Here is a 23,400-nt window from a genome sequence, read left to right on the forward strand (position 1 = left end):
ACCTTAAACGCGAGGTATACACGCATTTCTAGTGCGTGACTTGGCAGGTCTTCGGGCTGTAGAGTGGGCTGGCTGTACCAGTTTGCCTTTCTGCACGGCTTCCCACATATCAATGCAGTGCCATGTGTACAGATTGTGCTCTATTACCGCTGCGCGACAGCTCCGGATTTGCACCGGATTCCCTTTTCATGCGTAAATCGCAACCAAGATGCGGGCAACTATACTGCCAGGCGGGCGACATGCAATGCTTTTGTTGTAGGGATTGGTTATGCACAGTACAGATTATTTATTTATTGGCTTTGGCGCGCTAAATCAAAATGTAGCAGCCCTACTAAAACAAACAGGTCGAACAACACTGGGCATTCGCCGCCGCCAACAGACTGGCGCTTTAGTGTTGGATGCAAGCTTGCCGTGGACCGAAACTGTGCACTGCAAAGTGGCAGTGGTTGCTGTGAGTGCTGATGAGCGCACACCAGATGGCTATCGAGCGAGTTATCAAGCCGTCGCCGAACAGGTTTCATCAGCGCTGTTGCAAGGAAAGCTAGTCGCTAACGCGCTAATCTGGGTCTCGTCGACGCGAGTACTAGGTGCGGCAACTGGCAATATTGATGATGAGACGGCGGCACAGCCTAATGATGAAGCGGGTGAAGTGTTAGCCCACTGTGAACAAATCGTCGCTGATATGCCGATTACAACAACAGTGGCCAGGTTAACTGGCATCTATGGCACGGGCAGGCAATGGATGCTGCGCCAGTGGCGTGAAGGTAAGCTGCATGGCGATGGTACGCTTACCAATCGCATCGAAGCAACCGATGCCGCTAGGGCACTGGCGCTGATTGCCCAGCGTTTAGCCGACGGCATGCCTGTGCCGGAAACGCTTTTGGTAACCGATCTAGAAAGCGTCAGTCGTGATGCCATTGCTCGCTGGTTAGATCAGCAAATAGGCCAGACGCCTAGCGATAGCATGCCAGTGCCTGCAACAGGGCGCATTATGACGCCAAAATACTTACAGGCCACCGGATTTCAATGGCGTTACCCAAGCTTTCGCTATGGTTATTTGCCTTGGTTACACAAACTCGACTGAGTCGGCATCCCAAAACTCGGAGCGTAAACGCTTCATCTCAAGGTGATCTTCAATGGCTCGCCGTGCAGCAAGCTTGCGATGGTTCGCTGAGCGCTTGCTCTCCGACGACTCGCCAGCTTTGTGTAAGTTGTCGTCTTCTAGGTTTACCATTTCACGTTCAAAAAGACCTTGTGCCATAACGATGACTCCTTATGTAAAACGCGTACTGCGCATCGTGTAATTGTCTTTCTTGTTGTTTTTTTGACTTGTCAAACTCCGTCGACGTCAAAATACTACGACGAATGCCAACTGATTCGCAAATTGTCTCTTGACCCTGTTGCATTTGTGTGACTGAGTTTTACTGGCCTTTTGGGTTGGTTAAAAAGCAAGCAGCCCAGTTACCACGCGGGTTTGGACGTTTTTTGAACGATGTCGACTCGGTAGCATTTTGTTACAAAAAAGATGATAACGTTTCCAGCAATTGATATCGGTCGCTGCGCTAAACGGTAAAAATGCTAGGGTTAGTGGTGGCTCTCAGTGCGCAATATGATCTGGTTTGTGTTATTTTATACAGTATTGGCTAACTTGGGATTGAGGCGGACATGGCGCAATTGAATCCAGCCCAGGCGGCAGCGGTTGAATCAGATGCTCAACATCTTCTGGTGCTCGCCGGTGCAGGCTCGGGCAAAACTCGGGTATTAACCCAACGCATCGCTTGGTTATTAGAAAATGGTTTGGCGTCCTCTTGGTCGGTATTGGCGGTCACCTTTACCAACAAAGCTGCACGCGAAATGAAAGGCCGCATTGAAACCATTCTTCCAGGCGGCACACAAGGTATGTGGATTGGCACCTTCCATGGCATCGCTAATCGCTTGTTACGGCAATATTGGCAAATTGCCAAACTGCCAGAGAACTTCATTGTTTTAGACTCTGATGATCAAGTGCGCTTGGTGCGTAGAATCATTGCTGACGCTCGATTAGACGAAAAGAAGTACCCCGCAAAGCAAGTAGCGCACTTTATTAATGAGCAAAAAGATGAAGGCCGTCGCGCCGCGCACGTCCCACCTTCATTCGACCCTTATGAGCAGCAGTTGGTGGCAATTTATGAGGCGTATGAGCAAGTTTGCCAGCAGCAAGGCGTCGTCGATTTTGGTGAGTTGTTGCTACGTGCCTTAGAGCTCGTGCGTGATAATCCTGATGTTGCTGAGTCTCTTCACAAACGCTTTCGTTATGTACTCGTTGATGAGTTTCAAGATACCAACGCTGTTCAGTTCGCTTGGTTGCGGTTAATGGTTGGCAACAGTGGCTGTTTGACTGTGGTAGGGGATGACGACCAATCTATTTATGGTTGGCGAGGCGCGCGCATCGAGAACATTCGTGACTTCAACCAAACCTTTGTTGGCGCTGATACCATCCGCTTGGAGCAAAACTATCGCTCCACCAACAATATTCTAAAGGCTGCGAATCACATTATTGCCAACAATACCGGGCGCTTGGGCAAAGACTTATGGTCTGAGTCTGGCGATGGTGAGCGGATTAAACTTTACACGGCGTTCAATGAGCAAGAAGAAGCCAGCTGGATCGCAGAGCAGATTCAAGCGATAGAAGAAGAAGGTAATAATTGGCACGAGTGTGCCATTTTGTATCGCTCAAACGCTCAGTCGCGTGTGTTAGAAGAAGCGTTGTTGCGCCGCCAAATTCCTTACCGAATTTATGGCGGCATGCGCTTTTATGAGCGCTCTGAGATTAAACACGCTACTAGCTATTTACGTTTATTGCATTACCGCCACGACAACGTTGCCTTTGAGCGCGTAGTCAACTTCCCTACCCGTGGCATGGGCGACAAGTCTCTGCAAAAGGTGCGTGACCTCGCCCAACAAGCACATTTGTCGATGTGGGATGCTGCTTGCCTTGCGGTGGATCAAGGTGTTGTGACAGGCAAAGCGCGTACAGGTTTACATGGGTTTATCCACTTGATTGACAGCCTTGCCGAGGCACCCGTGAAAAGCTTGGAAGAGCTGACCAAGCTGATGCTCGACCAAACTGGTTTGTTGGATGCCTTCAAAAAAGAAAAAGGTGAAAAAGGCGAAGCTCGGGTTGATAACTTGCAAGAACTTGTTGGCGCGACCAAATCTTTTGAAATTCAGTATGAAGACCCTGAGGGTGATGTATTAGCCGCATTCTTAGATGAGGTATCGCTCAATTCAGGAGATCAACAAGCAGAAGAAGACGAGTCGGCGGTGCAACTGATGACGCTGCATAGTGCCAAAGGCTTGGAGTTCCCTTATGTTTATTTGGTTGGCATGGAAGAAGGGTTGTTTCCTCATAAGATGTCGATGGAATCGCCAACTGGCTTAGAAGAAGAGCGTCGTCTATGTTATGTGGGTATTACCCGTGCCGAAAAGCAGTTAGTACTCACCCAAGCAGAATCACGCCGATTATGGGGCAAGGATCAGCTCTGTCGTCCATCGCGTTTTATCCGCGAATTGCCTAGTGAGCTGCTCCATGATGTACGCATGGGGGTGAACGTTAGCCGGCCAATGAGCGCTCAACGCCCAGTGGCGCCATCTGGCTTCGCTTATCATATTGGCCAAGCGGTACGTCACAGTAAGTTTGGTGATGGCATTGTTACCAATGTAGATGGCACTGATGCGCAAGCAAGAGTGGAAGTGCACTTTGATGATGTCGGCGCTAAGTGGCTGATGGTGCAATTTGCCAAACTCGAAGTGCTGTAATAACTGGTAGCCATAGGTGTTATGGGAAAGTAGGCATAAATCATTGTCAAATCGTTAGGATTGGGCGAACCTAGGTTTATCGCCCAATGCAGATTCGCCCAAGAAGAGGGATTAACATGTCGAATATATTAAAAGACGCGGGAATTACCGACGTTGAGAACATTGAAAAGTACACCTTGCGCCAAGAGGGCGACAACGATGTCTTAAAGATTTATTACAAAAAGGCACCGAATGAATTTTTTGCCCGCAGTGCCAAGTACAAGTACCCACGCGAGAAAAAACGCATCACAATTGATAGTGGCACTAATCGCAAAGAAGACATTTGGGAAATTAACCCGGTAGTGTCGTCTGTGGTAGACGAACTTGATCGCATCACGCACCGCGAAGTGATTGTGGTCGATACGAAGAAGAAAATTCTCAAAGATTTGCGTCATTTAGAAAAAGTTGTGGCAAATAAAATTGCCGAAATTGAGCGTGATTTAGAAACGCTTACCGAAAACCAGCGCTAATCTCTGCGAGCCCCTGCTACGCCTGCACTCCAAGGTGTGGGCGCCTTCTCTTTTTTTGCCCCTATCCATAGAGACAAGATTACATTTGTGTAATTTTGACAAAAATATTTCATCCAGATTGCTGATTGAAATATTTATGTAACATTCAATTCATAAAGTTGTCATCGGTCGCCCTTAGCCTGATCTGCGACTTGAACGTCATACGACAAAAACTTTTAAGAATAGCTTCTCTTTGGAGGTTCATAGTGAAACTTAAGGCGCTTTTCACAGCCGCAGCTGCTACAACAGCAATCATGGCTGGTACTCATGCTCAGGCTGCTTCTCGCGACTACATCAGCATTGTAGGTTCATCTACTGTTTACCCATTCGCTACTGTTGTTGCAGAGCGCTTTGGTCGTTCAACTGAATTCTCAGTGCCAAAAATTGAATCAACTGGTTCAGGCGGTGGTCTGAAACTGTTCTGTGAAGGTCTTGGTGAAAACACGCCAGACATCACAAACGCTTCTCGTGCAATCAAGAGCTCTGAAATTGAGCTATGTGCATCAAACGGCGTTGATGAAATCATCGAAGTTAAAATTGGTTACGACGGCATTGCTTTTGCGAACGCAAAAGACGCTGAGCACCTAGAAATTTCTCGCGCGCAACTTTTCATGGCGCTTGCGAAAGATCTTCCAGATGCAAGCGGCGAACTTAAGCCAAACCCATACAACAAGTGGAGCGACATCGATCCGTCTCTACCTGATTACGAAATCGAAGTATTGGGCCCACCACCAACTTCTGGTACTCGCGACGCATTCGTTGAGCTAGTAATGGAAGAAGGTTGTGCGGAAGTACCAGCCGTTGCAGCACTTGAAGACCAAGACGAAGACGTATTCGAAGCAGTTTGTAAGAGCATGCGTGAAGACGGTCGTTTCATCGAAGCCGGTGAAAACGATAACCTAATCGTACAGAAGCTAGTGGCTTCACCAGAAGCATTCGGCATCTTTGGCTTTGGCTTCCTAGAAGAAAACTCTGACAAAGTACAGCCAGCTCACATTGGTGGCGTGATTCCTACTTTCGAAACAATCGGCGATGGTAGCTACCCTGTTTCACGCTCTTTGTTCTTCTACGTGAAAAAAGCACACGTTGACGTAATCCCAGGTATGGCTGAATACCTAGCTGAGTTCACTTCGCAAGATGCGATTGGTGAGTTCGGTTACCTAACTGACCGTGGTTTGATCCCTCTAGATCAGCGCGAGTGGACTAAAGTTCGCAACGCTGTAGTAAACCTAGAGCCAAACCTTTAATTAAGAAAACCGCACCGAGCCTGCTTGGTGCAATCAGTAAGGTGGCTCATTTGAGTCACCTTTTATTTTGTAAAGAGGCAACACATGCAAACACCTACTTTGCTAACCGTTCTGGTTATCCTGGTGCTAGCTGGTTACTGGATTGGTCGACAACGATCGATTCAACTTGCACAGCCAGCAGGCGGGATTCGCTTTTTGCGCTCCCTACCCAACTATTATGGTTTGATGGCCGTAGTATGGGCTGGCGTACCCGCTGTACTCGTGTTGTTGCTTTGGGGCGCATTCGACTCGGTATTAGTTCGTGGCATGGTAATGGCTGGCCTGCCAGAGCAGTTCCAGCAGTTAACCGCAGAACGCCAAGGGCTTATTTTTAACCAAATTGGCAACATCGCACGTGGTGCCGATCCATCGGCTGATCCAGCGTTACTTGCAGCGGCCGAACATTATAAGAACTTGCTTCAAATTAGTGTTGTAGCACGCTCAATAGTTCTACTTTCTATAGTGTTTGCTGGTATTGGTATTGCGTACTTCTATATCAAGCCAGAAGTGCGTGCTCGTGAACATTTCGAAGCAGTATTACGCACGTCACTACTTACGTGCTCGTTAATCGCCATCTTTACCACCCTAGGTATTGTTATGTCGGTTTTGTGGGAGTCGATTAAGTTCTTCCGCATCATTCCACCAACTGAATTCTTATTTGGCTTGCAGTGGTCACCACAAATTGCTCTTCGCGCCGACCAACAAGGTGCGAGTGGCGCATTTGGTGCTATTCCATTATTTGCCGGTACCCTATTAATTGCTGCCATTGCGCTAATTGTGGCAGTACCAATTGGTTTAATGAGTGCCATTTACCTAGCTGAGTATGCTAAGCCAAAAGTACGTAACACGGTTAAACCACTGCTAGAAGTACTTGCTGGTATTCCAACCGTTGTATATGGCTTCTTCGCGGCACTGACTGCGGCACCCTTTATTCGTGATGTTGCCCATTGGATTGGTAACACCTTCGGCTGGGAAGTGTTTGCTAATGCCTCGGCGCAAAGCGCACTCGCAGCTGGCGCGGTAATGGGCATTATGATTATCCCATTTATTTCATCGCTGGCTGACGACGTGATTACTGCAGTGCCACGCTCGCTACGAGATGGCTCTTTAGCTATTGGTGCAACCCGCTCGGAAACCATTCGCAAAGTAATCTTCCCAGCCGCCCTACCAGGTATTGTTGGTAGTATCATCCTAGCTGCCTCACGAGCAATTGGTGAGACGATGATTGTAGTAATGGCGGCAGGCCTTTCTGCCAAGCTCACAGCGAATCCGCTGGACTCTGTTACCACAGTGACCGTGCAAATTGCCACGCTATTGGTTGGTGACCAAGAGTTTGATAGTCCGAAGACAATGGCAGCGTTTGCCTTGGGTCTAACCCTATTTGTGGTAACGCTTGGCTTGAACTTCATTGCCCTAAAAGTTGTTAACAAATACCGAGAGCAATATGACTGATATTCTTAATGAAATGGCGACGCGCCGGGAGCAAAAGCTCAAGCGCTCGCTAAGCAAACGCTATCGCCAGGAAGTGGTATTTAAAGCTTTTGGTGTGGCATCGATTGTGTCGGCATTGCTGTTCCTAGTCATTTTGCTTTGGACCATCTTTGCCCAAGGTCACACTGCCTTTCAAACGACTCAGGTGCGGCTGTCGGTTGACCTAGATCCGGTAACGCTTGGCTTGCCAGACAATCCAACTGAGCAGGACATCTTCCGAGCAAGCTTTGGTACAGTGCTGCGTGATGCCATCATGGCAAAAATACCTGAGGCATCTTCGCGTCGTGAGCGACGGGCTGTGATTGAGTTTATCTCTACCGGGGCGACATACGACTTGCGCGACAAAGTCATCGCTAATCCAGAGCTTATTGGCCAAACCATCGAGTATTGGGCATTGGCTGGCGACGATTTAAATCAGTTCAACAAAGGCAATATTGATCGCAATGTTGATGAGTCGAACCGTCAGTTCAAAGACAACCAAATTGCTTGGTTCGACAAACTAGATGCCAACGGCGATATAAAAACGACGTTCAATACTAACTTCTTCACGAATGGCGATAGCCGTGATGCGGAGATGGCGGGTATTGCTGGGTCTATTGTTGGTTCGTTTTATGTGTTAGTGGTGACTTTATTGTTGAGCTTCCCGATTGGAGTTGCAGCAGCGGTTTACTTGGAAGAGTTTGCACCAAAAAACCGCGTGACCGAAATTATTGAAATCAACATTAATAACCTTGCTGCAGTGCCATCGATTGTGTTCGGCCTGTTGGGCTTGGCCATTTTCTTAAATGTAGCGCATCTACCTCGTTCAGCTCCGGTAGTAGGTGGTTTGGTGCTGACTTTGATGTCGTTGCCGACCATTATTATCTCAAGCCGTGCGGCCATTAAAGCAGTGCCACCGTCGATCCGAGAAGCGGCGACCGGTATGGGTGCCTCAAAGATGCAGGTAGTATTGCAGCACGTATTACCGTTAGCGATGCCGGGCATGATGACAGGTACCATTATTGCCATGGCGCAAGCGCTGGGTGAAACGGCACCATTGCTAATGATTGGTATGGTTGCTTTCATTGTTGATATTCCAAGTGGGCCAATGGATGCAGCAACGGTATTGCCAGTTCAGATTTACACTTGGGCAGAAAACCCAGAATTAGGCTTTAGAGAAAACACATCGGGTGCGATCATTGTATTGCTTGGCTTCTTAGCCTTTATGAACGCAACCGCAGTATATTTACGCAAGCGCCTAGAGCGCCGTTGGTAAGACAGGAGTAACTCATGGATACCACTTTCAAGCATACATCTGTGGAAACCTCGACTGGGCCTGTTGCCAGCGAGCCGACTACGTTAGGAACAGATTTAGAACAAGAAGTAGGCGAAACCGTAGGTGACGCCTTTGTTGACGATCCAAGAATGAAAGCACGTAATGTAGATGTGTTCTATGCTGACAAGCAAGCCATCCATAATGTGAGCCTAGATATTGGTCGCAATGAAGTGCTATCGATGATTGGCCCTTCTGGCTGTGGTAAATCGACATTCTTGCGCAGCATCAACCGCATGAATGACACCATTGATATTTGTAAAGTCACCGGCTCGATCACACTAGACGGCGAAGACATTTACGATCGATCAATGGATGTTGTAAGCCTACGAGCGCGTGTTGGTATGGTGTTCCAGAAGCCGAACCCATTCCCAAAATCGATTTACGACAATATCGCTTATGGCCCACGCATTCATGGTTTGGTGGAGCGCCGAGCTGAGCTTGATGAAGTGGTTGAAACTTCATTGCGCAAAGCCGGTTTATGGGAAGAAGTAAAAGATCGTCTGGATCAACCGGCAACTGGGTTGTCTGGTGGTCAGCAGCAGCGTTTATGTATTGCTCGTACCATTGCCATTAGCCCAGAAGTGATTCTAATGGATGAGCCGTGCTCAGCGCTTGACCCAATCGCCACTGCGCGTATTGAAGAGTTAATAGCTGAATTATCAGAAAACTACACCATTGCGATTGTAACGCACTCTATGCAACAAGCAGCGCGTGTATCGGATCGTACAGCTTACTTTCACTTAGGTAAGCTAATTGAAGTTGGTGCGACAGATAAAATCTTTACTTCGCCAGATCACAAGCTGACTGAAGACTATATTACAGGTCGATTCGGTTAATTAGGGGATACGCATGGATCGTTTACAACTCGACAAGCACACGTCTAAAAGTTTCAATGAAGAGCTTGAGGCGGCGCGCAAGAACCTAATGCAAATGGGTGGCGTGGTAGAACAGCAAGTTCGTGAAGCCATCAAAGCATTGATTGAAGCCGACAGTGACCTAGCGGCTAAAGTAATTGCCAAAGACGAAAGGGTGAACGATGCAGAAGTATCGTTAGACGAAGAGTGTGTACGCATTCTTGCCCGTCGCCACCCAGCAGCCGGTGACTTGCGCTTTGTGATCGCGGTGACCCGAACGGTAAGTGACCTGGAACGCATTGGTGATCATGCCTCGCGTATTGCTAATCACGCAATCAACCTAGCTGAGTCTGGTGAAGCGCCGCGAGGCTATGTAGAGATTCGCCACATTGGTGAGCGGGTAAGCCGAATGGTGCAGAATGCACTCAATGCGTTTGCTCGTTTGGAAGTGGATACGGCGCTGGCTGTTTTGCACGAAGACGAGGCTGTCGACCTTGAGTACGCTTCTGCTATGCGTGAGCTGATTACCCATATGATGGAAGACCCACGCACCATTTCACGCACGTTAGATGTGATTTGGAGCTTGCGTTCTTTAGAGCGCGTGGGTGACTTAGCAAATAACATTGCTCAGCACGTGGTTTACCTTGTGGAAGGTAAAGATGTACGCCACAACTCAGCGGAAGAAGTCGAAGCGGCTGTACGCGATTGATTTTAAAGGAAAAAATTTAAAAAAAAGTGTTGACGCATAAAACGGAATCCCTATAATGCGTCCCCGTGAGCCGACATAGCTCAGTTGGTAGAGCAACTGACTTGTAATCAGTAGGTCCCCAGTTCGAATCCGGGTGTCGGCACCACAAATTCTAAAACCCCGCTAGCAATAGCGGGGTTTTTTCGTTCTCGCCTGAAAAATAGTCGAACACTGTTTGTTGTTTGTCACATTGTCATAGTAAATTAGCGCCAAGTCAGTTTTTTAGCCTAAGCTAACCTTATAGTACTAGTTAGTTGGATTTACTTTTGAACATTCGTAGTGCCAAACACCAATGGTTGACGCTATTGCTACCTACTTTTGTTGTAGTGTGCATGCTGTTTGCGATTGACTACCTTAGTCAAGCGTCGTTGATTTTTCGTGCGCAGTTGCAAATCGTCCCCTATTTTGCCGCGTTTATGACAATGGTGCTGGCTACCCAGTTCCATCAATATCGGTTTGTTTTTCTAACACTCGTGCTCACGCTGAGCTATGCGGTCTTTTCGCAAATCTTTCGTGGCGATGCGGCGTTGTCGCCCTTGGGTTTATATTGGGGTTTATCTGTTGTTAGCTGTTTAGCGTTTCTTTACGTAATTTTGATGCGTGAAACCTACCCGTGGCAGTTGTCTGGCATATTGCAGATAACCTTAATCATTTTGCCGTTTTTAGTGCTATTACAACCACAAACCACTCGTTTCCTTCGCACCCTTGTGACTGAGTTGCCAGACAGTTTATTCGATAGTATGTCGAGTACTATGTGGACCTCACCGTTAACCGCAACTATGTTCGCGCTTGTTATATTTCTAGCCATTCGGGCTTGGTGGGCAAACAAAGATGCCTCAAGTGGCGGCGCTGTACCCGCCATTGTTGCCTGCTTTGCTGCCATGACCTGGTTATCTGAGCCCCTAATTGGGCTTGCATTGTTCGTTGGTGCGAGTGTGGCGTTAATGGCAAACATATTCTTACAAGCCTGGGTGTATGCTTACCGTGATGAACTAACCGGTATCCCTTCGCGGCGTGCCTTCCAGCAGTATTGCCATCGTTTAAACCGTCGCTACGTTATTGCCATGATCGACATTGATCATTTTAAAGGTTTTAACGATACCTATGGTCATGATGTTGGCGATGACGTTTTGCGCGTAGTGGCCAGTCGAATGAGCCGGGTGAAAGGCGGTGGTAAAGTATTTCGCCTAGGTGGTGAAGAATTTGCAATGGTGTTTCCGCGCAAGTCAGTTGAAAAATCCTTGCCGTACATCGAACAGGTGCGCAAGCAGATCGCTAGTAACCCAATTACAATTCGCAACTTCGCTGCGAGACCAGAGAAAGACCGGCACGGCAAGGTTCAGCGAGGGTCTGCCGCGAAGCCCAAGCAAGTTCGAATTACTGTCAGCATAGGCGTAGCCGAACCAAACAACCTCAATCGCCGCCCTAAAGCCGTGCTGCGTTTGGCAGATCAGCTGCTTTACCGCGCCAAGGAACAAGGACGCAACCAAGTTGTGCATTGATTATTGTGCGCTTTAGTTCTAGCTCGATTTGGCATAAGGTTGGCAGCAAAATTCTTGAGTGAACTGGCATGGACCTAATACAAGACTTCTTATACCAACTCACTGGCTGGTTGCGCCCCCACCTCACTACCATTGTTTATGCGGCCATTGCTTCGTTACTAGTAATTTTTGGTAACCGTATCAACCGAGCTGTGTTTAGCTTTGTTAAAGATGCTCACTTTTTGCTGCGCACACTGGTGTTTATTCTGCTTTGCGCGGTGGGCTATGGCTTGCTATTGATCTTTTTTGCCGACTTGCTACGCCAAGGACTATTGATGATTCCATCACTTTGGCTAGGCTTGGTTATAGTGCTTGGCTTCTTGGTGATTGGATGGTTAGCGGAAAAAAACAGTCGATAGTGCTCGTTGCTCTGCTCTGGATAACTTCAGCAGCTTTTGCGTGGCAAGAAGGCACACACAAGCTCATTCAGTCGCTCGCTTACAAGCAACTCACACCCGAAGCGCTGGCTTTTGTGGAACCCTTAGTTGGCCAGCCACCGGCGCTGCAGTGGCTCAACCTAGATCAGCAGTTTTATCAACGACGTATTGATCCTAGTGCACGCTGGGAGCGGGCATTAGACCTAAACCTAATGCCCAAAAGTGATGAGGCTTTTGACCCACAAAGTCATTGTGCAAACCGTGATTGCTTAGTAGCTGGTGTGTTGTCTTCGTACCGAGTGCTTGAGGATGCATCACGTAGCAAAGCCGAGCACCAGCGTGCTTTGCTTTTTTTTGTAGTGCTGACCGCACGGCTGCATCAACCATTAAATGCTGGTTTTGTAGTTGATGAAGGTGGACGGTTAGTGGTTATTCCGGCCGCTGAGTCCGACGTAAACTTAAGGTGGATTTGGGAGCAAGGACTGTATCAGCAAGCTGGTGGTGACTGGCAGCTGCTGTCGGCCAACTGGCGTGCCCCTAGTGACCTGCCGGAATTTGCTGGCATGCAAGCCACAGACTGGTTAGCGGAGTCACGCACACTTGCGATAGAGCAGGTGTATTTACCCTCTCTCAATGCTAAATGGCCGGCTATTGCCGGTCGTTACGAAGATTTGTGGCAGCGCCAAGTGAGCCTAGCAGCCATGCGTATTGCCGAATCAATCAACCAGCTTGTCGCCCCCACTACGACCTCTCAAGATTAGTTTTTTGTGACAAGATTTTTATTGAATTGAGATTTGCGTCACATGAAAACGTTACCAAATGGCGTTAGATAAGACGTGCATCACATTACTATTCAGTTACCTCAAATCAAAGCTACCTAAAAGGCTAATATTTAAACAGTCTGAAGCAGGCTAGCAAACAATAACAATATTAGAGGTAGTCAAATGAAGTCGACTGCAATAAAAGCGCTTTCTGCCGCGGTGATCTCAGCATCAGTTGCGTCAGTGTCTTACGCTGCCACTGCATGGGAACAAGGCGCAGCCTATTCCGGCGGTGACCAAGTAAACAATGCTAATGGCACCTACGAGTGCAAGCCTTTCCCTTATGAAGGCTGGTGTGGCTTGTCAGCCTATGAGCCAGGTGTTGGTTTCGCATGGACCGACGCATGGATTAAGGTAGACGGCACAACCGCCACGCCAACACCTGTTGTAACAGCGACACCAACCGCTGTTGTAACCGCAACGCCAACCGCTACACCAACAACCGTTGTGACGGCTACGCCAACAGCAACACCAGTTGTTGGAGAGTATGAAGCATTTGAGCCAGGTGTTACCAAAGCAACGAATGGCCAAGTATATAGCTACGGTGGTAGCTGCTGGGAAGCGAAAAACAACCCAGGTATTTGGGAAACGCCGCGTGAAGGCTGGTTCTGGACTGAAGTTGCATGTGCGACAACGTCACCAACGCCAGTAGTCACTGCAACGCCAACACAGGTTGTAACGGCTACACCAACAGCGACTGCAACGCCAACAGCGACTGCAACGCCAACAGCGACTGCAACGCCAACAGCGACTGCAACGCCAACAGCGACTGCAACGCCAACTGCGACTGCAACCCCAACTGCGACTGCTACACCAACGGCAACACCAACTCAAGTTGTTACTGCAACGCCTGTTGTGACGGTTACGCCAACAACGCCTGTATCTAGCATTTGGTGCCCAACTGAGGACAGCTATGATGCTGCGGTTGCATACCAGCCAGGTGACTCGGTTATCTATGACGGCCACAGCTTCGAAGCAGGCGCGTGGACTAAAGGTAATACGCCAGTGAAAGGTGTAACCGAAACTAACTGGGAAAATGTTTGGAAAGATCTAGGCCCAATCGCTTCAGATTGGTGTGCAGGCAAAGCTGTTGACTCATCTGGCCGTGAGCTAGATATGACAGGTTGGCCACACCCAATGAAACGTATGTGGAAAGACTACGACACTGCGTCTGGTAAGTCGGTAGGTGCTTACTTCGTTGAGTGGGGTGTATATGGTCGTGACTTCATGCTTGAAGACACACCACTCGCATCACTAACGCACATGTACTTTGCGTTCTTCACCATTCGTGGTGATAACTCAACGGCACTGAATGCCGGTGCAGCGAACGACGGTTTTGCTGTTCGTGATTTTGAAGTGAATACCTATGATGAGTTCCCTCTGGCTCAAAAAGGCTTCCACCCTTCAGACCGTTACCCAAGTGGTGATGGCCTAGCGCCAGGTGAATTCGCCGGTATGTTGGCAGAAATGACGCGTGCTAAAGCTGCACACCCACAGTTGAAGATTCTTCCTTCAGTGGGTGGCTGGACATTGTCGCGTCCGTTCTACGAAATGGCTTCAACTGAAACGAATCGCCAGATCTTTATCGATTCAGTAGAGCGTTTATTGCGCACTTACCCAACAACGTTTGATGGTATCGACCTAGACTGGGAGTTCCCAGGTAATGGTGGTAACGACCCAGATATGGGCTGCTACATCGAGAACTTTGCCGACTGTCAGAACCCAGAACGTAAGAAAGACTACCGTAACTTCACGCTGCTTTCGAAAGGCCTACGTGAAATGCTCGACGCCTTGTCTAGCGAATACGGTAAGCCGTTTGAGTTGCATGCTGCCGTTGCGCCTAGCCCACAAATGTTGATGGGTCTTGAGTGGAACGAGTTAGGCAACTACTACGATGGCATCAACTTCATGACCTACGACTACGCCGGTGGTTGGAACAATGTAGTTGGTTATCAAACATCATTGTCTTACCCACAGGGTCCTACTTTCGACTTAGTTGGTGGTGGTGAGTTCAAAGCCAACAACTGGAACGCAACTGGCGCGATTCAAATCGCTCTAGACGGTGGCTTCCCTGCTGACAAAGTGAGCATGGGTGTTGGTGCTTACGGTCGTGGTTGGGATAATGTACCTAACGATGGTAACGGTGCACGCGCTTCTTTAGGCAAGGCAGTTGACGGCGCTGAAGCTTGGGCAACTGAACCAGATGTGGCTTACTCGCTTGGTGGTATCCAAGTTGGTAACACGGCTGCATGGGAAGCAGGTAACGTTGACTACGCTTATGCGCGCCAAAACTGGATGAGCGGCCCAACAACTGGTGCCAATGGTTACGAGTACCACTATGATGCACAGCATGGTGCGGCATGGTTGTACAACCCATCGAATGGTCGTTTTGTTACCTTCGACTCGGTTGACTCGGTTACTGCCAAAGGTAACTACGTTCGCAACAATGGCTTAGGTGGCTTGTTCATGTGGTCGATCGATGGCGATACCGGTGAACTACTGAACGCGATGAACGAATCTTTGGGTAACAACCAAGAGTAAGTTCTACCGCGATGGTTGCAAATGGACTTGCAACCTCATTCATTCCTTTCTTGTAGGGAATAAATAACGAGAACGATCCCAACTTACGATGTGTTACAGAATGTAGATTCGCCCTACACTTTTTCCTGCCCTTAATGTGAGGTTGGTCACGCCTTTCACTTATTTAACTTCATTGCACCCTGTTCGATTGTCTATTTTTTGTATGACCCTTAAAGGGTAACTCGAATAAAAACAACAATGAGGTAGTCAAATGAAGTCTACTGCAATGAAAGCGTTAACTGCTGCAATCGTTTCTGCATCAGTTGCGTCAATTGCTCAAGCTGCTCCAGCGTGGCAACAAGGCACGGCTTACAAAGCCGGTGACCAAGTAACAAGCGCACAGGGCACATACGAGTGTAAGCCATTCCCTTACGAGGGTTGGTGTGGACTGTCTGCGTACGAGCCAGGTGTTGGTTTCGCGTGGACTGACGCATGGATCGCGGTAGATGGTTCTGTCATTGTTACACCGACTCCGGTAGTAACCGCAGCACCAACAACTCAACCAACTGCAGCGCCAACTGCAGCACCAACTTCTGCTCCAGTAGTAGGTGACTATCCAGAGTTTGTTCCTGGTACAACCAAAGCAACCAACGGCCAAGTGTACTCATTTGGTGGTGCTTGCTGGGAAGCTAAGAACAGCCCAGGCACTTGGGAAACACCTCGTGAAGGCTGGTTCTGGACTGAAGTAGCATGTGGCACTGCGCCAACAGCTGAGCCGACTGTTGCGCCAACAGCTGAGCCAACCGTTGCTCCAACGGCAGAGCCGACTGTTGCACCAACAGCTGAACCAACCGTTGCTCCAACGGCAGAGCCGACTGTTGCACCAACAGCTGAACCAACCGTAGCACCGACTGCCGTACCAACCACTGCACCAACTGTGCCACCAGTTGCTGGTGATGTTTGGTGTCCAACCGGTGACAGCTTCGACGCAGGTGTTGCTTATCAGCCAGGCGACACAGTTATCTACCAAGGTAACAAGTTCGAAGCTGGTGCTTGGACACGTGGCAACGCGCCAGTTAAAGGCGTGACGCAAACCGATTGGGAAAATGTCTGGAAAGACCTAGGCCCTATCGCTGCTGACTGGTGTGCTGGTATTGCTGTTGATACATCTGGTCGTGAGCTAGACATGACTGGTTGGCCACACCCATTGAAGCGTCAGTGGAAAGACTACGACAACGCTTCTGGTAAGCAAGTAGGTGCTTACTTCGTAGAATGGGGTGTATATGGCCGTGACTTCTTGCTAGAAGACACGCCGCTAGCGTCAATCACGCACATGTACTACGCCTTCCTAACAATCAAAGGCGACAACTCAACAGCCTTGAACGCAGGTGCTGCGAACGACGGTTGGGCTGATGTTGAATTCGAAGTAAACACTTACGACGAGTTCCCACTAGCACAGAAAGGCTTCCACCCTTCTGACCGTTACCCAAGCGGCGACGGCCTTGCTCCAGGCGAGTTTGCTGGTTTGCTAGCTGAAATGACACGTGCGAAAGCAGCTCACCCACAACTGAAGATCATTCCTTCTGTTGGTGGTTGGACACTATCGCGTCCGTTCTACGAAATGGCTGATTCACAAGCGGCTCGTACAACGTTCGTTAACTCTGTAGAGCGCTTCCTACGTGACTACGCAACAACGTTTGACGGTATCGACCTAGACTGGGAGTTCCCAGGCGCTGGCGGTAACGATCCAGACAAAGGTTGCTACGTTGAAGGTCTAGCTGCGTGTCAGAATGCTGACCGTGCACGTGACTACCGTAACTTCACACTGCTTTCTAAAGAGCTACGTGAAATGCTAGACAAATTGTCTGCTGAATACGGTAAGCCATTCGAGTTGCACGCAGCAGTATCTCCAGACCCTCGTCGTCTAGAAGGCATCGAGTGGGCTGAGATTGGCAACTACTACGACGGCATTAACTTCATGACCTACGACTACGCGGGTGCATGGAGCAATGTAGTGGGTCACCAGACTTCATTGTCTTTCCCACAAGGTCCTGAGCTAGAGTTCACTGACGGCACAACCGTTAAGAAGAACGACTGGAACGCGATTGGTACAATTTCTGTAGCAATCGACGGCGGCTTCCCAGCTGACAAAGTAAGCATCGGTGTTGGTTCTTACGGCCGTGGTTGGGTAGGTGTACCAGACGACGGTAACGGTGCGCGTGCTTCGTTCGGTAAAGAAGTTGCACAAGGTCCATTCAGCAAAGAGCCTAACATTGCTTACGCTGGTCCTGGCATCCAAGCTGGTAACGTAGCTGCATGGGAAGACGGTATCGTTGACTATGCATACGCTCGCCAAGAGTGGATGAGTGGTCCAACTACTGGTAAGAACGGTTGGGAATACCACTACGAGCCAGAATACGGCGCGGCGTGGCTATACAACCCAAGCAACGGTCAGCTAGTATCGTTCGACTCTGTTGAGTCGGTAAAAGCGAAAGGTGACTACGTTCGCCAGAACGGCCTAGGTGGCTTGTTCATGTGGGAAATCGACGCCGACAACGGTGAGCTACTGAACGTAATGAACGAATCTTTGGGTAATAACCTAGAGTAATTATCGTTCACTGCTTCGAGAGAAGCGGCTGCACACGGAGGTGCAGCGCTAGTCAAAAGGCGAGTTTTAACAAACTCGCCTTTTTTCTTTTCAGTAAATGGGATCGTTCTCCAATGTGCTAATTCGAACGTTTTTCGAATAAATCTAATGATTATAGAATTAACATAACCTGTGATTTGTATCACAAATACCCTCAAGATCGTTACGGCTTTTCATTTCACTAGGTCTACCTTGAAAGTACCTCTGTTGTATCGAGGACAACAACAATAATCTGGAGGTAGTTAATGAAGTTCAGCTCAATTAAAGCTGTATCGGCAGCAATTGCGACGGTCACGGTTGCATCAGCTGCATATGCCGCGCCTGCTTGGCAGCAAGGACAAACTTATAAAGGCGGCGATCAAGTCAGCAATATCGACAACATCTACGAGTGCAAGCCGTTCCCGTTTGAAGGGTGGTGTGGGTTAGGTGCTTATGAACCAGGTGTTGGTTTCGCTTGGACGGATGCTTGGGTGCTGGTTGGCGACAATGTGGTCACGCCTACACCTGTCATCACAGGTATGCCAAGTGCTACACCGACTGTTACACCAACTCCGGTAGGCAATCCAGGCAACTACCCTGAGTTTGTGCCTGGTGTTACGCGTGCAACCAATGGCAGCATTTATAGCTACGCTGGTGCTTGCTGGGAAGCGAAAAACAGCCCAGGACCTTGGGAAACACCACGTGAAGGCTGGTTCTGGACATCAGTGCCTTGTGGCGATAGCAATCCAACGCCAACCGTTACACCTACATCTACGCCAACACCGGTGGTTACACCAACCAACACACCAACGCCTACCATCACGCCGGTTATATCAGGCATCATCACAGAAGTGCCAACCCCAACGCCAATTGTGAGCTCACAGCCTGGTGTTTGCCCTACTGACAATACTTACGACCCACGCCGTCAGTATGTTGGTGGTGACTTAGTCATCTACAACGGTCACCAGTTTGAATCATCTGGCTGGGTGCGCGGCAGTACACCTAAGATTGGCATTACCCAACCTGATTGGCAGAACCCTTGGAAAGACCTTGGCCCAATTGCCGATGATTGGTGTGTGGGTGTTGCCTACGACACCTCTGGTCGTATTCTAGATACCTCTGGCTGGCCACATCCAATGAAGCGTATGTGGAAAGACTACGACACGTCATCGGGCAAGCAAGTTGGTGCTTACTTTGTAGAATGGGGTGTGTATGGTCGTGACTTCTTATTAGAAGACGCACCACTCGCTTCCATGACCCACATGTACTACGCCTTCCTAACGGTGCGCGGTGATAACTCAACGTCATTGAACCAAGGTGCAGCGAACGACGGCTGGGCGCAGCGCGACTTTGAAATCAACACCTATGACGAGCTACCGTTAGCGCAAAAAGGCTTCCACCCAACAGACCGTTATCCAAATGGCGACGGCCTAGCACCGGGTGAGTTCGCTGGCCTACTAGCAGAAATGACTCGTGCCAAAGTGGCGCACCCACAGCTGAAGATTTTACCATCCGTTGGTGGTTGGACACTCTCGCGTCCATTCTTCGACATGATCAACAATGCCGGCAACCGTGCCATCTTTGTTGACTCCGTAGAGCGCTTCTTAACTGAGTACGTTACAACATTTGACGGCGTTGACCTCGACTGGGAGTTCCCTGGTGCCGGTGGCAACGATCCAGACAAAGGCTGTTATGTTGATAACCTAGCTGCTTGCCAAGACCCAGAGCGTAAGAAAGACCTTGCTAACTTTACTCTGCTGGCAAAAGACCTACGCACCATGCTTGATGGTCTAGAAGCTAAGTTTGGTAAACCATTCGAGCTACATGCTGCCGTATCGCCAGACCCTCGTCGCCTGCAAGGCTTAGAGTGGGCAGAGCTTGGCAAGTACTTCGATGGCATTAACTTCATGACCTACGATTACGCAGGCGCGTGGAGTAATGTTGTAGGGCACCAAACGCCTCTGTCTTACCCACAAGGCCCAGAGCTAACCTATCTGGATGGCACCACTGAGAAGAAACAAGACTGGAATGCCATTGGCACAGTTATGACCGCCATTAACGCTGGCTTCCCGGCGAACAAGGCAAGCATTGGCGTTGCCGCTTACGGTCGTGGTTGGGATGGTGTGCCAGATGATGGCAATGGTGCCCGTGCTTCAGTTGGTAAAGCAGTAGAGGGTGCAGCAGGCTGGCGTGGCGCTGAAGGTTTGCGTATCCCATACGCTGGCCCTGGCATTCAAGCAGGTAATATTGCGCCTTGGGAAGACGGTATTGTGGACTACGCTTATGCTCGCCAAGAGTGGATGAGTGGCCCAACACAAGGTGCTAATGGCTACCAATACCACTACGAACCAGAGTTTGGCGCAGCCTGGTTGTATAACCCTAGCAATGGTCGCTTTGTATCGTTCGACTCAGTCGATACCGTACGCGATAAAGGTGAATGGGTGAAAGCCAATGGCCTAGGTGGTTTGTTTATGTGGGAAGTAGACGCCGATAACGGTGAGCTATTGAACATGATGAACGAATCTTTAGGTAACCGCCTAGAGTAAACGCCTGGTGTGTTTTTATTCGAGAGAGCCAAGGGGTAGCATTGCTACCCCTTTTTTGTTTGATTCAATGATTGTCCGCAAAAATGGCTTCGCCATTATTTACGGACCTACTAGTGTACGTTTGTAGGTCCGTAAGTCATACGCGCAGCGGATGCTTGCGGACAGGAAGGTGCGCAGGAGCAAGGCCATGGTACGGACAGGAAGGTGTGCAGGAGCAAGGCCATGGTACGGACAGGAAGGTGTGCAGGAGCAAGGCTACCGTGCGGACAAGTGTTTATGCCCGCTGCTCATACAAGCGGCGAAACTCGCGAGGGGTTTGCTGCTTAACTTGGGCGAATTGGCGGTTAAAGTTCGACAAGTTATGAAAGCCAGTTCGCTCGGCAATCATGGCGATGGGTTGCTCTGTGTTAATAAGCAGCTCACACGCTTTGCCAATGCGATATTGCTTAATGTGCTCACTAAAAGATTCGTTAAAGTGCTTTTGAAACAAACGCCGCACCGAGCTTTCACTGGTATTTAGGTAGTGAGCAACATCGGCAATCGTGATCGGATGATCGTAGTTAGCTTCAACAAAGCGGGTGATCTTGCTCGCTTTTGAGCCATCTTCTTCGTTAGGCGGGCAAACGCTGACTTTATTGAAAGTATGGCGCTGCTTGGCTTGTGCCAAAATCTGTAATATCTGCAGCACATGAATAAGGCGTTGACCATCGTTTTGGCACTGGTCAATGGCGGCAAATGGCTCGGCCAGTGCCAGGCCTACTTCTGGGTCGAAGCCCAACCCTTTGCCACTCTCGGTGAGCACTTCGTGCAAGTCAGATAGCTCAGGCATGGCTTGAATAATATTGCTTACCCACTGATGGCTAAACCAAAGAATATAAGTGGTAGGCTGTTCGCTACTGAGTAGGCGAGAGATAATACTTGTATGCGGCAAATGAGGCGCTGCCATCATCACCGAGCCATGCTCAAAATCGCCAGTGTAGCCCCCCACAAACCACTTACCCTCGCTGCCAAGGGTGAGCACTAACTCGTATTCTAAATGGTAGTGCCATTCAAAGTGACTCTCACGGCAGTGAAACTGTTTTACTAACCAATTTAAACTTTGGTCCCGCGACACACGCTCGATAAAAGGCTTCATAATGCCGTCTCGCTTGCGAATAATGCCACTATTCTATCATTGCTATACCTTGAATTTATCTGCCACCTTAACCACTTCTTCTGATAATCGATTCACTTCTGCGAACTGATCAGTCGTTTCATGGGTAGCTATGGTCAGTGCTTGGGCAGCGTCATCTACTTCCTGTACGGTTGCAGCAAGTGTTTGGGCTGTTTGTGATTGTGCCATGGCGGTTTCATCAACGTCGTTGTTCATGCTGTGTAGTTGTTGTATCCCTGCAGTAGCAGTATTGACGAGGCTGCTAATTTCAATCATCGCTTGAGTAACACTTTCGCGAGCATTTGCCGAAGTATTAATTTCCGCTAGGGTTTTACTCGCGCTGGCGCGCAAGTTTTGTAGAACTTGCGAGATTTCTTCTGTGCTTTCTTGGGAGCGCTGAGCTAAATTGCGCACCTCATCAGCCACAACGGCAAACCCTCTGCCTTGCTCGCCAGCCCGTGCCGCCTCAATGGCAGCATTGAGTGCCAATAAGTTGGTTTGCTCAGAAATAGACTGTATCAGCTCTAGCGCGCTAACAATTTTATCGACATTGCCGCTTAACTCATTCGAAGCACTTTCAACATTTTGTAAAATACCACTAAGTGAGTCGAGCTCCTTGCGAGACTTCGTCACTTGCTCTATTACCAACTGAACTTGCTCAGCACTCTCGTTAGCGACTAAATTGGTGGAGCGCGCCGTGTTAGCAATTTCCAAAGCGGTTGACTGCATTTGTTCAATGGCACTGCTTAGCTTGCCCGTGGCGGCCTGTTGAGATTGAGCCTCTGTTTTAAGACCGCTTTGCTTGCTTACCGCTGTTGCTGCCATAGCGGTTAATTGCTGGCTGGAGTGCTTAAGTCGTTTTACATCTTTTGCCAGCGCTGCTAGGAACTGGTTAAAAGCACTGGCTATGTCGTCTAGTACCGTGATGCCGCGCAATGGAAGATTGCGAGTTAAGTCACCCTCTCCACGTGCGAGTTCAACAATGGCATTGCGAAGCTGCTGCAGTGCGCCATACACGCGGGCAACAGAAAACCAGGCAACTATCGCAATAATGATTGAGATGAGCAGCGTAACTAAAATGTTGTTGCGTAGTTGTTTCGTTTTCTCTTGTTGTACAAGATTATCAATGCGAGACGTTAGCGGTTCAATGCTCTCAAGATAAAACCCCGAACCCAACATTAAGTCCCACTCGTCGATGAAAATGGCGTAACTATACTTTTCTGAAGACTCTTGTTCGCCAGGCTTGGGGAAAAAATAGGTCACATAGCCGCCGCCTGCTTGCCCAGCCTTGATCAGCTCGCGAATCAAGTACTTGTCGTTAGTATCTTGCAGGTCGAAAAAGTTATCTCCTAAACCAGCAGAAGTATTGCCTTGCAGAACCCGGGTACCATCACTGCGATACCCAAACACATAGCCATCACCATCATCGTAAATATAATTGCGCAGTAAGTTCAGCGCAGCTTCTTCACCACCGGGCATATCGCCAGCTAAGAATGGCGATATCATTCCCTCAACTGATTCCATAACAGTTAGTAGGCGGCGCTTTTCAATACTGATGATGATCTCTTCAGATACGCCTTGAACAAATGAATTTAGTTCGTTGAACGCGCGCGCTTGCAAAAACTGAGAACTAATTGCAACAACTAAGAAGGGCACAAGAGCAAGCAACAAGATCTGAGCACGAAGTGATTTGAACATAATCATTATCCAAGTTTGTGACGAGCTGGTAATAGTTTAGTTGCATTTAGAGAAATTTTTTTCCTGCATTGATTTCTG

The 23,400-nt window shown here is 48.9% G+C and carries 17 protein-coding genes, 1 tRNA gene and 1 riboswitch; of the genes, 15 read left to right on the plus strand and 3 right to left on the minus strand.

Annotated features, from left to right (window positions below):
* Positions 1 to 25: 25 nt before the first annotated feature.
* Positions 26 to 223: riboswitch (cobalamin riboswitch) on the minus strand.
* Between the two features lie 45 nt (positions 224 to 268).
* Positions 269 to 1,084: a Rossmann-fold NAD(P)-binding domain-containing protein gene (locus tag DUW71_RS10810; RefSeq protein ID WP_119395278.1), complete on the plus strand. Its 816-nt coding sequence runs from the start codon at positions 269 to 271 to the stop codon at positions 1,082 to 1,084.
* On the opposite strand, the gene DUW71_RS10815 is transcribed toward DUW71_RS10810, so the two are convergent.
* Positions 1,067 to 1,261, minus strand: coding sequence for a PA3496 family putative envelope integrity protein (locus DUW71_RS10815; RefSeq protein ID WP_119395279.1), 195 nt, complete (start codon positions 1,259 to 1,261; stop codon positions 1,067 to 1,069). The genes DUW71_RS10810 and DUW71_RS10815 overlap by 18 nt on opposite strands.
* A 404-nt stretch (positions 1,262 to 1,665) precedes the next feature.
* Between DUW71_RS10815 and uvrD the strand changes: the two genes are divergently transcribed.
* From uvrD to DUW71_RS10890, 14 genes are all read left to right on the plus strand, one after another.
* Positions 1,666 to 3,798 (plus strand): DNA helicase II, encoded by a 2,133-nt coding sequence (uvrD, locus tag DUW71_RS10820; RefSeq protein ID WP_119395280.1) that lies wholly within the window; start codon positions 1,666 to 1,668, stop codon positions 3,796 to 3,798.
* Positions 3,799 to 3,914: 116 nt separating this feature from the next.
* The gene (locus DUW71_RS10825; RefSeq protein ID WP_119395281.1) at positions 3,915 to 4,307 is read left to right on the plus strand and encodes a DUF3461 family protein; all 393 of its coding nucleotides are present in this window, start codon (positions 3,915 to 3,917) and stop codon (positions 4,305 to 4,307) included.
* 293 nt (positions 4,308 to 4,600) lie between these two features.
* Entirely contained in the window at positions 4,601 to 5,593 is a 993-nt protein-coding gene (locus tag DUW71_RS10830; protein WP_119395282.1) for a substrate-binding domain-containing protein, read from the plus strand.
* 84 nt (positions 5,594 to 5,677) lie between these two features.
* Positions 5,678 to 7,084 carry a phosphate ABC transporter permease subunit PstC gene (gene pstC, locus DUW71_RS10835; RefSeq protein ID WP_119395283.1) on the plus strand — a complete coding sequence of 469 codons (1,407 nt, stop codon included), beginning with the start codon at positions 5,678 to 5,680 and terminating at the stop codon, positions 7,082 to 7,084.
* A complete protein-coding gene (gene pstA / locus DUW71_RS10840; protein ID WP_119395284.1) occupies positions 7,077 to 8,378 on the plus strand; it encodes a phosphate ABC transporter permease PstA in 1,302 nt (433 codons plus the stop codon). The genes pstC and pstA overlap by 8 nt, the downstream gene beginning before the upstream one ends.
* Positions 8,379 to 8,527: 149 nt before the next feature.
* Positions 8,528 to 9,274, plus strand: coding sequence for a phosphate ABC transporter ATP-binding protein PstB (gene pstB, locus DUW71_RS10845; protein ID WP_233546107.1), 747 nt, complete (start codon positions 8,528 to 8,530; stop codon positions 9,272 to 9,274).
* Positions 9,275 to 9,287: 13 nt separating this feature from the next.
* On the plus strand, positions 9,288 to 10,001 hold the full coding sequence (gene phoU / locus DUW71_RS10850; protein ID WP_119395286.1) for a phosphate signaling complex protein PhoU: 714 nt from the start codon (positions 9,288 to 9,290) through the stop codon (positions 9,999 to 10,001).
* A gap of 69 nt (positions 10,002 to 10,070) precedes the next feature.
* Positions 10,071 to 10,146, plus strand: a tRNA-Thr gene (locus tag DUW71_RS10855).
* Positions 10,147 to 10,306: 160 nt separating this feature from the next.
* Positions 10,307 to 11,542, plus strand: coding sequence for a GGDEF domain-containing protein (locus tag DUW71_RS10860; protein ID WP_119395287.1), 1,236 nt, complete (start codon positions 10,307 to 10,309; stop codon positions 11,540 to 11,542).
* A 68-nt stretch (positions 11,543 to 11,610) separates the two neighbouring features.
* The gene (locus DUW71_RS10865) at positions 11,611 to 11,940 is read left to right on the plus strand and encodes a DUF3392 family protein (RefSeq protein ID WP_119395288.1); all 330 of its coding nucleotides are present in this window, start codon (positions 11,611 to 11,613) and stop codon (positions 11,938 to 11,940) included.
* Positions 11,913 to 12,719: a S1/P1 nuclease gene (locus tag DUW71_RS10870; RefSeq protein ID WP_119395289.1), complete on the plus strand. Its 807-nt coding sequence runs from the start codon at positions 11,913 to 11,915 to the stop codon at positions 12,717 to 12,719. Before DUW71_RS10865 ends, DUW71_RS10870 begins: the two co-directional genes overlap by 28 nt.
* 183 nt (positions 12,720 to 12,902) lie before the next feature.
* The gene (locus DUW71_RS10880) at positions 12,903 to 15,320 is read left to right on the plus strand and encodes a glycosyl hydrolase family 18 protein (protein WP_158584006.1); all 2,418 of its coding nucleotides are present in this window, start codon (positions 12,903 to 12,905) and stop codon (positions 15,318 to 15,320) included.
* Between the two features lie 250 nt (positions 15,321 to 15,570).
* Positions 15,571 to 17,907 carry a glycosyl hydrolase family 18 protein gene (locus DUW71_RS10885; protein WP_119395292.1) on the plus strand — a complete coding sequence of 779 codons (2,337 nt, stop codon included), beginning with the start codon at positions 15,571 to 15,573 and terminating at the stop codon, positions 17,905 to 17,907.
* Between the two features lie 284 nt (positions 17,908 to 18,191).
* On the plus strand, positions 18,192 to 20,471 hold the full coding sequence (locus DUW71_RS10890) for a glycoside hydrolase family 18 protein (protein ID WP_119395293.1): 2,280 nt from the start codon (positions 18,192 to 18,194) through the stop codon (positions 20,469 to 20,471).
* 274 nt (positions 20,472 to 20,745) lie between these two features.
* Here DUW71_RS10890 and DUW71_RS10895 read toward each other — a convergent pair whose 3' ends face one another.
* Both DUW71_RS10895 and DUW71_RS10900 read right to left on the minus strand, forming a co-directional pair.
* Positions 20,746 to 21,606, minus strand: a complete 861-nt coding sequence (locus DUW71_RS10895; protein WP_119395294.1) for an AraC family transcriptional regulator — start codon at positions 21,604 to 21,606, stop codon at positions 20,746 to 20,748.
* Between the two features lie 42 nt (positions 21,607 to 21,648).
* Positions 21,649 to 23,322, minus strand: coding sequence for a methyl-accepting chemotaxis protein (locus tag DUW71_RS10900; protein ID WP_158584008.1), 1,674 nt, complete (start codon positions 23,320 to 23,322; stop codon positions 21,649 to 21,651).
* Positions 23,323 to 23,400 lie beyond the last annotated feature (78 nt).

Source organism: Salinibius halmophilus, assembly GCF_003577475.1.
Taxonomy (GTDB): domain Bacteria; phylum Pseudomonadota; class Gammaproteobacteria; order Pseudomonadales; family Natronospirillaceae; genus Salinibius; species Salinibius halmophilus.

Excerpts from the sequence above, each read along its gene's own strand:
- DUW71_RS10885 (WP_119395292.1), top strand. The coding sequence starts at position 15,571 with ATGAAGTCTACTGCAATGAAAGCGTTAACTGCTGCAATCGTTTCTGCA.
- pstB (WP_233546107.1), top strand. The coding sequence starts at position 8,528 with ATGAAAGCACGTAATGTAGATGTGTTCTATGCTGACAAGCAAGCCATC.
- pstA (WP_119395284.1), top strand. The coding sequence starts at position 7,077 with ATGACTGATATTCTTAATGAAATGGCGACGCGCCGGGAGCAAAAGCTC.
- DUW71_RS10865 (WP_119395288.1), top strand. The coding sequence starts at position 11,611 with ATGGACCTAATACAAGACTTCTTATACCAACTCACTGGCTGGTTGCGC.
- DUW71_RS10815 (WP_119395279.1), bottom strand. The coding sequence starts at position 1,261 with ATGGCACAAGGTCTTTTTGAACGTGAAATGGTAAACCTAGAAGACGAC.
- DUW71_RS10895 (WP_119395294.1), bottom strand. The coding sequence starts at position 21,606 with ATGAAGCCTTTTATCGAGCGTGTGTCGCGGGACCAAAGTTTAAATTGG.
- phoU (WP_119395286.1), top strand. The coding sequence starts at position 9,288 with ATGGATCGTTTACAACTCGACAAGCACACGTCTAAAAGTTTCAATGAA.
- DUW71_RS10810 (WP_119395278.1), top strand. The coding sequence starts at position 269 with ATGCACAGTACAGATTATTTATTTATTGGCTTTGGCGCGCTAAATCAA.
- DUW71_RS10825 (WP_119395281.1), top strand. The coding sequence starts at position 3,915 with ATGTCGAATATATTAAAAGACGCGGGAATTACCGACGTTGAGAACATT.
- DUW71_RS10830 (WP_119395282.1), top strand. The coding sequence starts at position 4,601 with ATGGCTGGTACTCATGCTCAGGCTGCTTCTCGCGACTACATCAGCATT.
- pstC (WP_119395283.1), top strand. The coding sequence starts at position 5,678 with ATGCAAACACCTACTTTGCTAACCGTTCTGGTTATCCTGGTGCTAGCT.
- DUW71_RS10890 (WP_119395293.1), top strand. The coding sequence starts at position 18,192 with ATGAAGTTCAGCTCAATTAAAGCTGTATCGGCAGCAATTGCGACGGTC.
- DUW71_RS10900 (WP_158584008.1), bottom strand. The coding sequence starts at position 23,322 with ATGTTCAAATCACTTCGTGCTCAGATCTTGTTGCTTGCTCTTGTGCCC.
- uvrD (WP_119395280.1), top strand. The coding sequence starts at position 1,666 with ATGGCGCAATTGAATCCAGCCCAGGCGGCAGCGGTTGAATCAGATGCT.
- DUW71_RS10870 (WP_119395289.1), top strand. The coding sequence starts at position 11,913 with ATGGTTAGCGGAAAAAAACAGTCGATAGTGCTCGTTGCTCTGCTCTGG.
- DUW71_RS10880 (WP_158584006.1), top strand. The coding sequence starts at position 12,903 with ATGAAGTCGACTGCAATAAAAGCGCTTTCTGCCGCGGTGATCTCAGCA.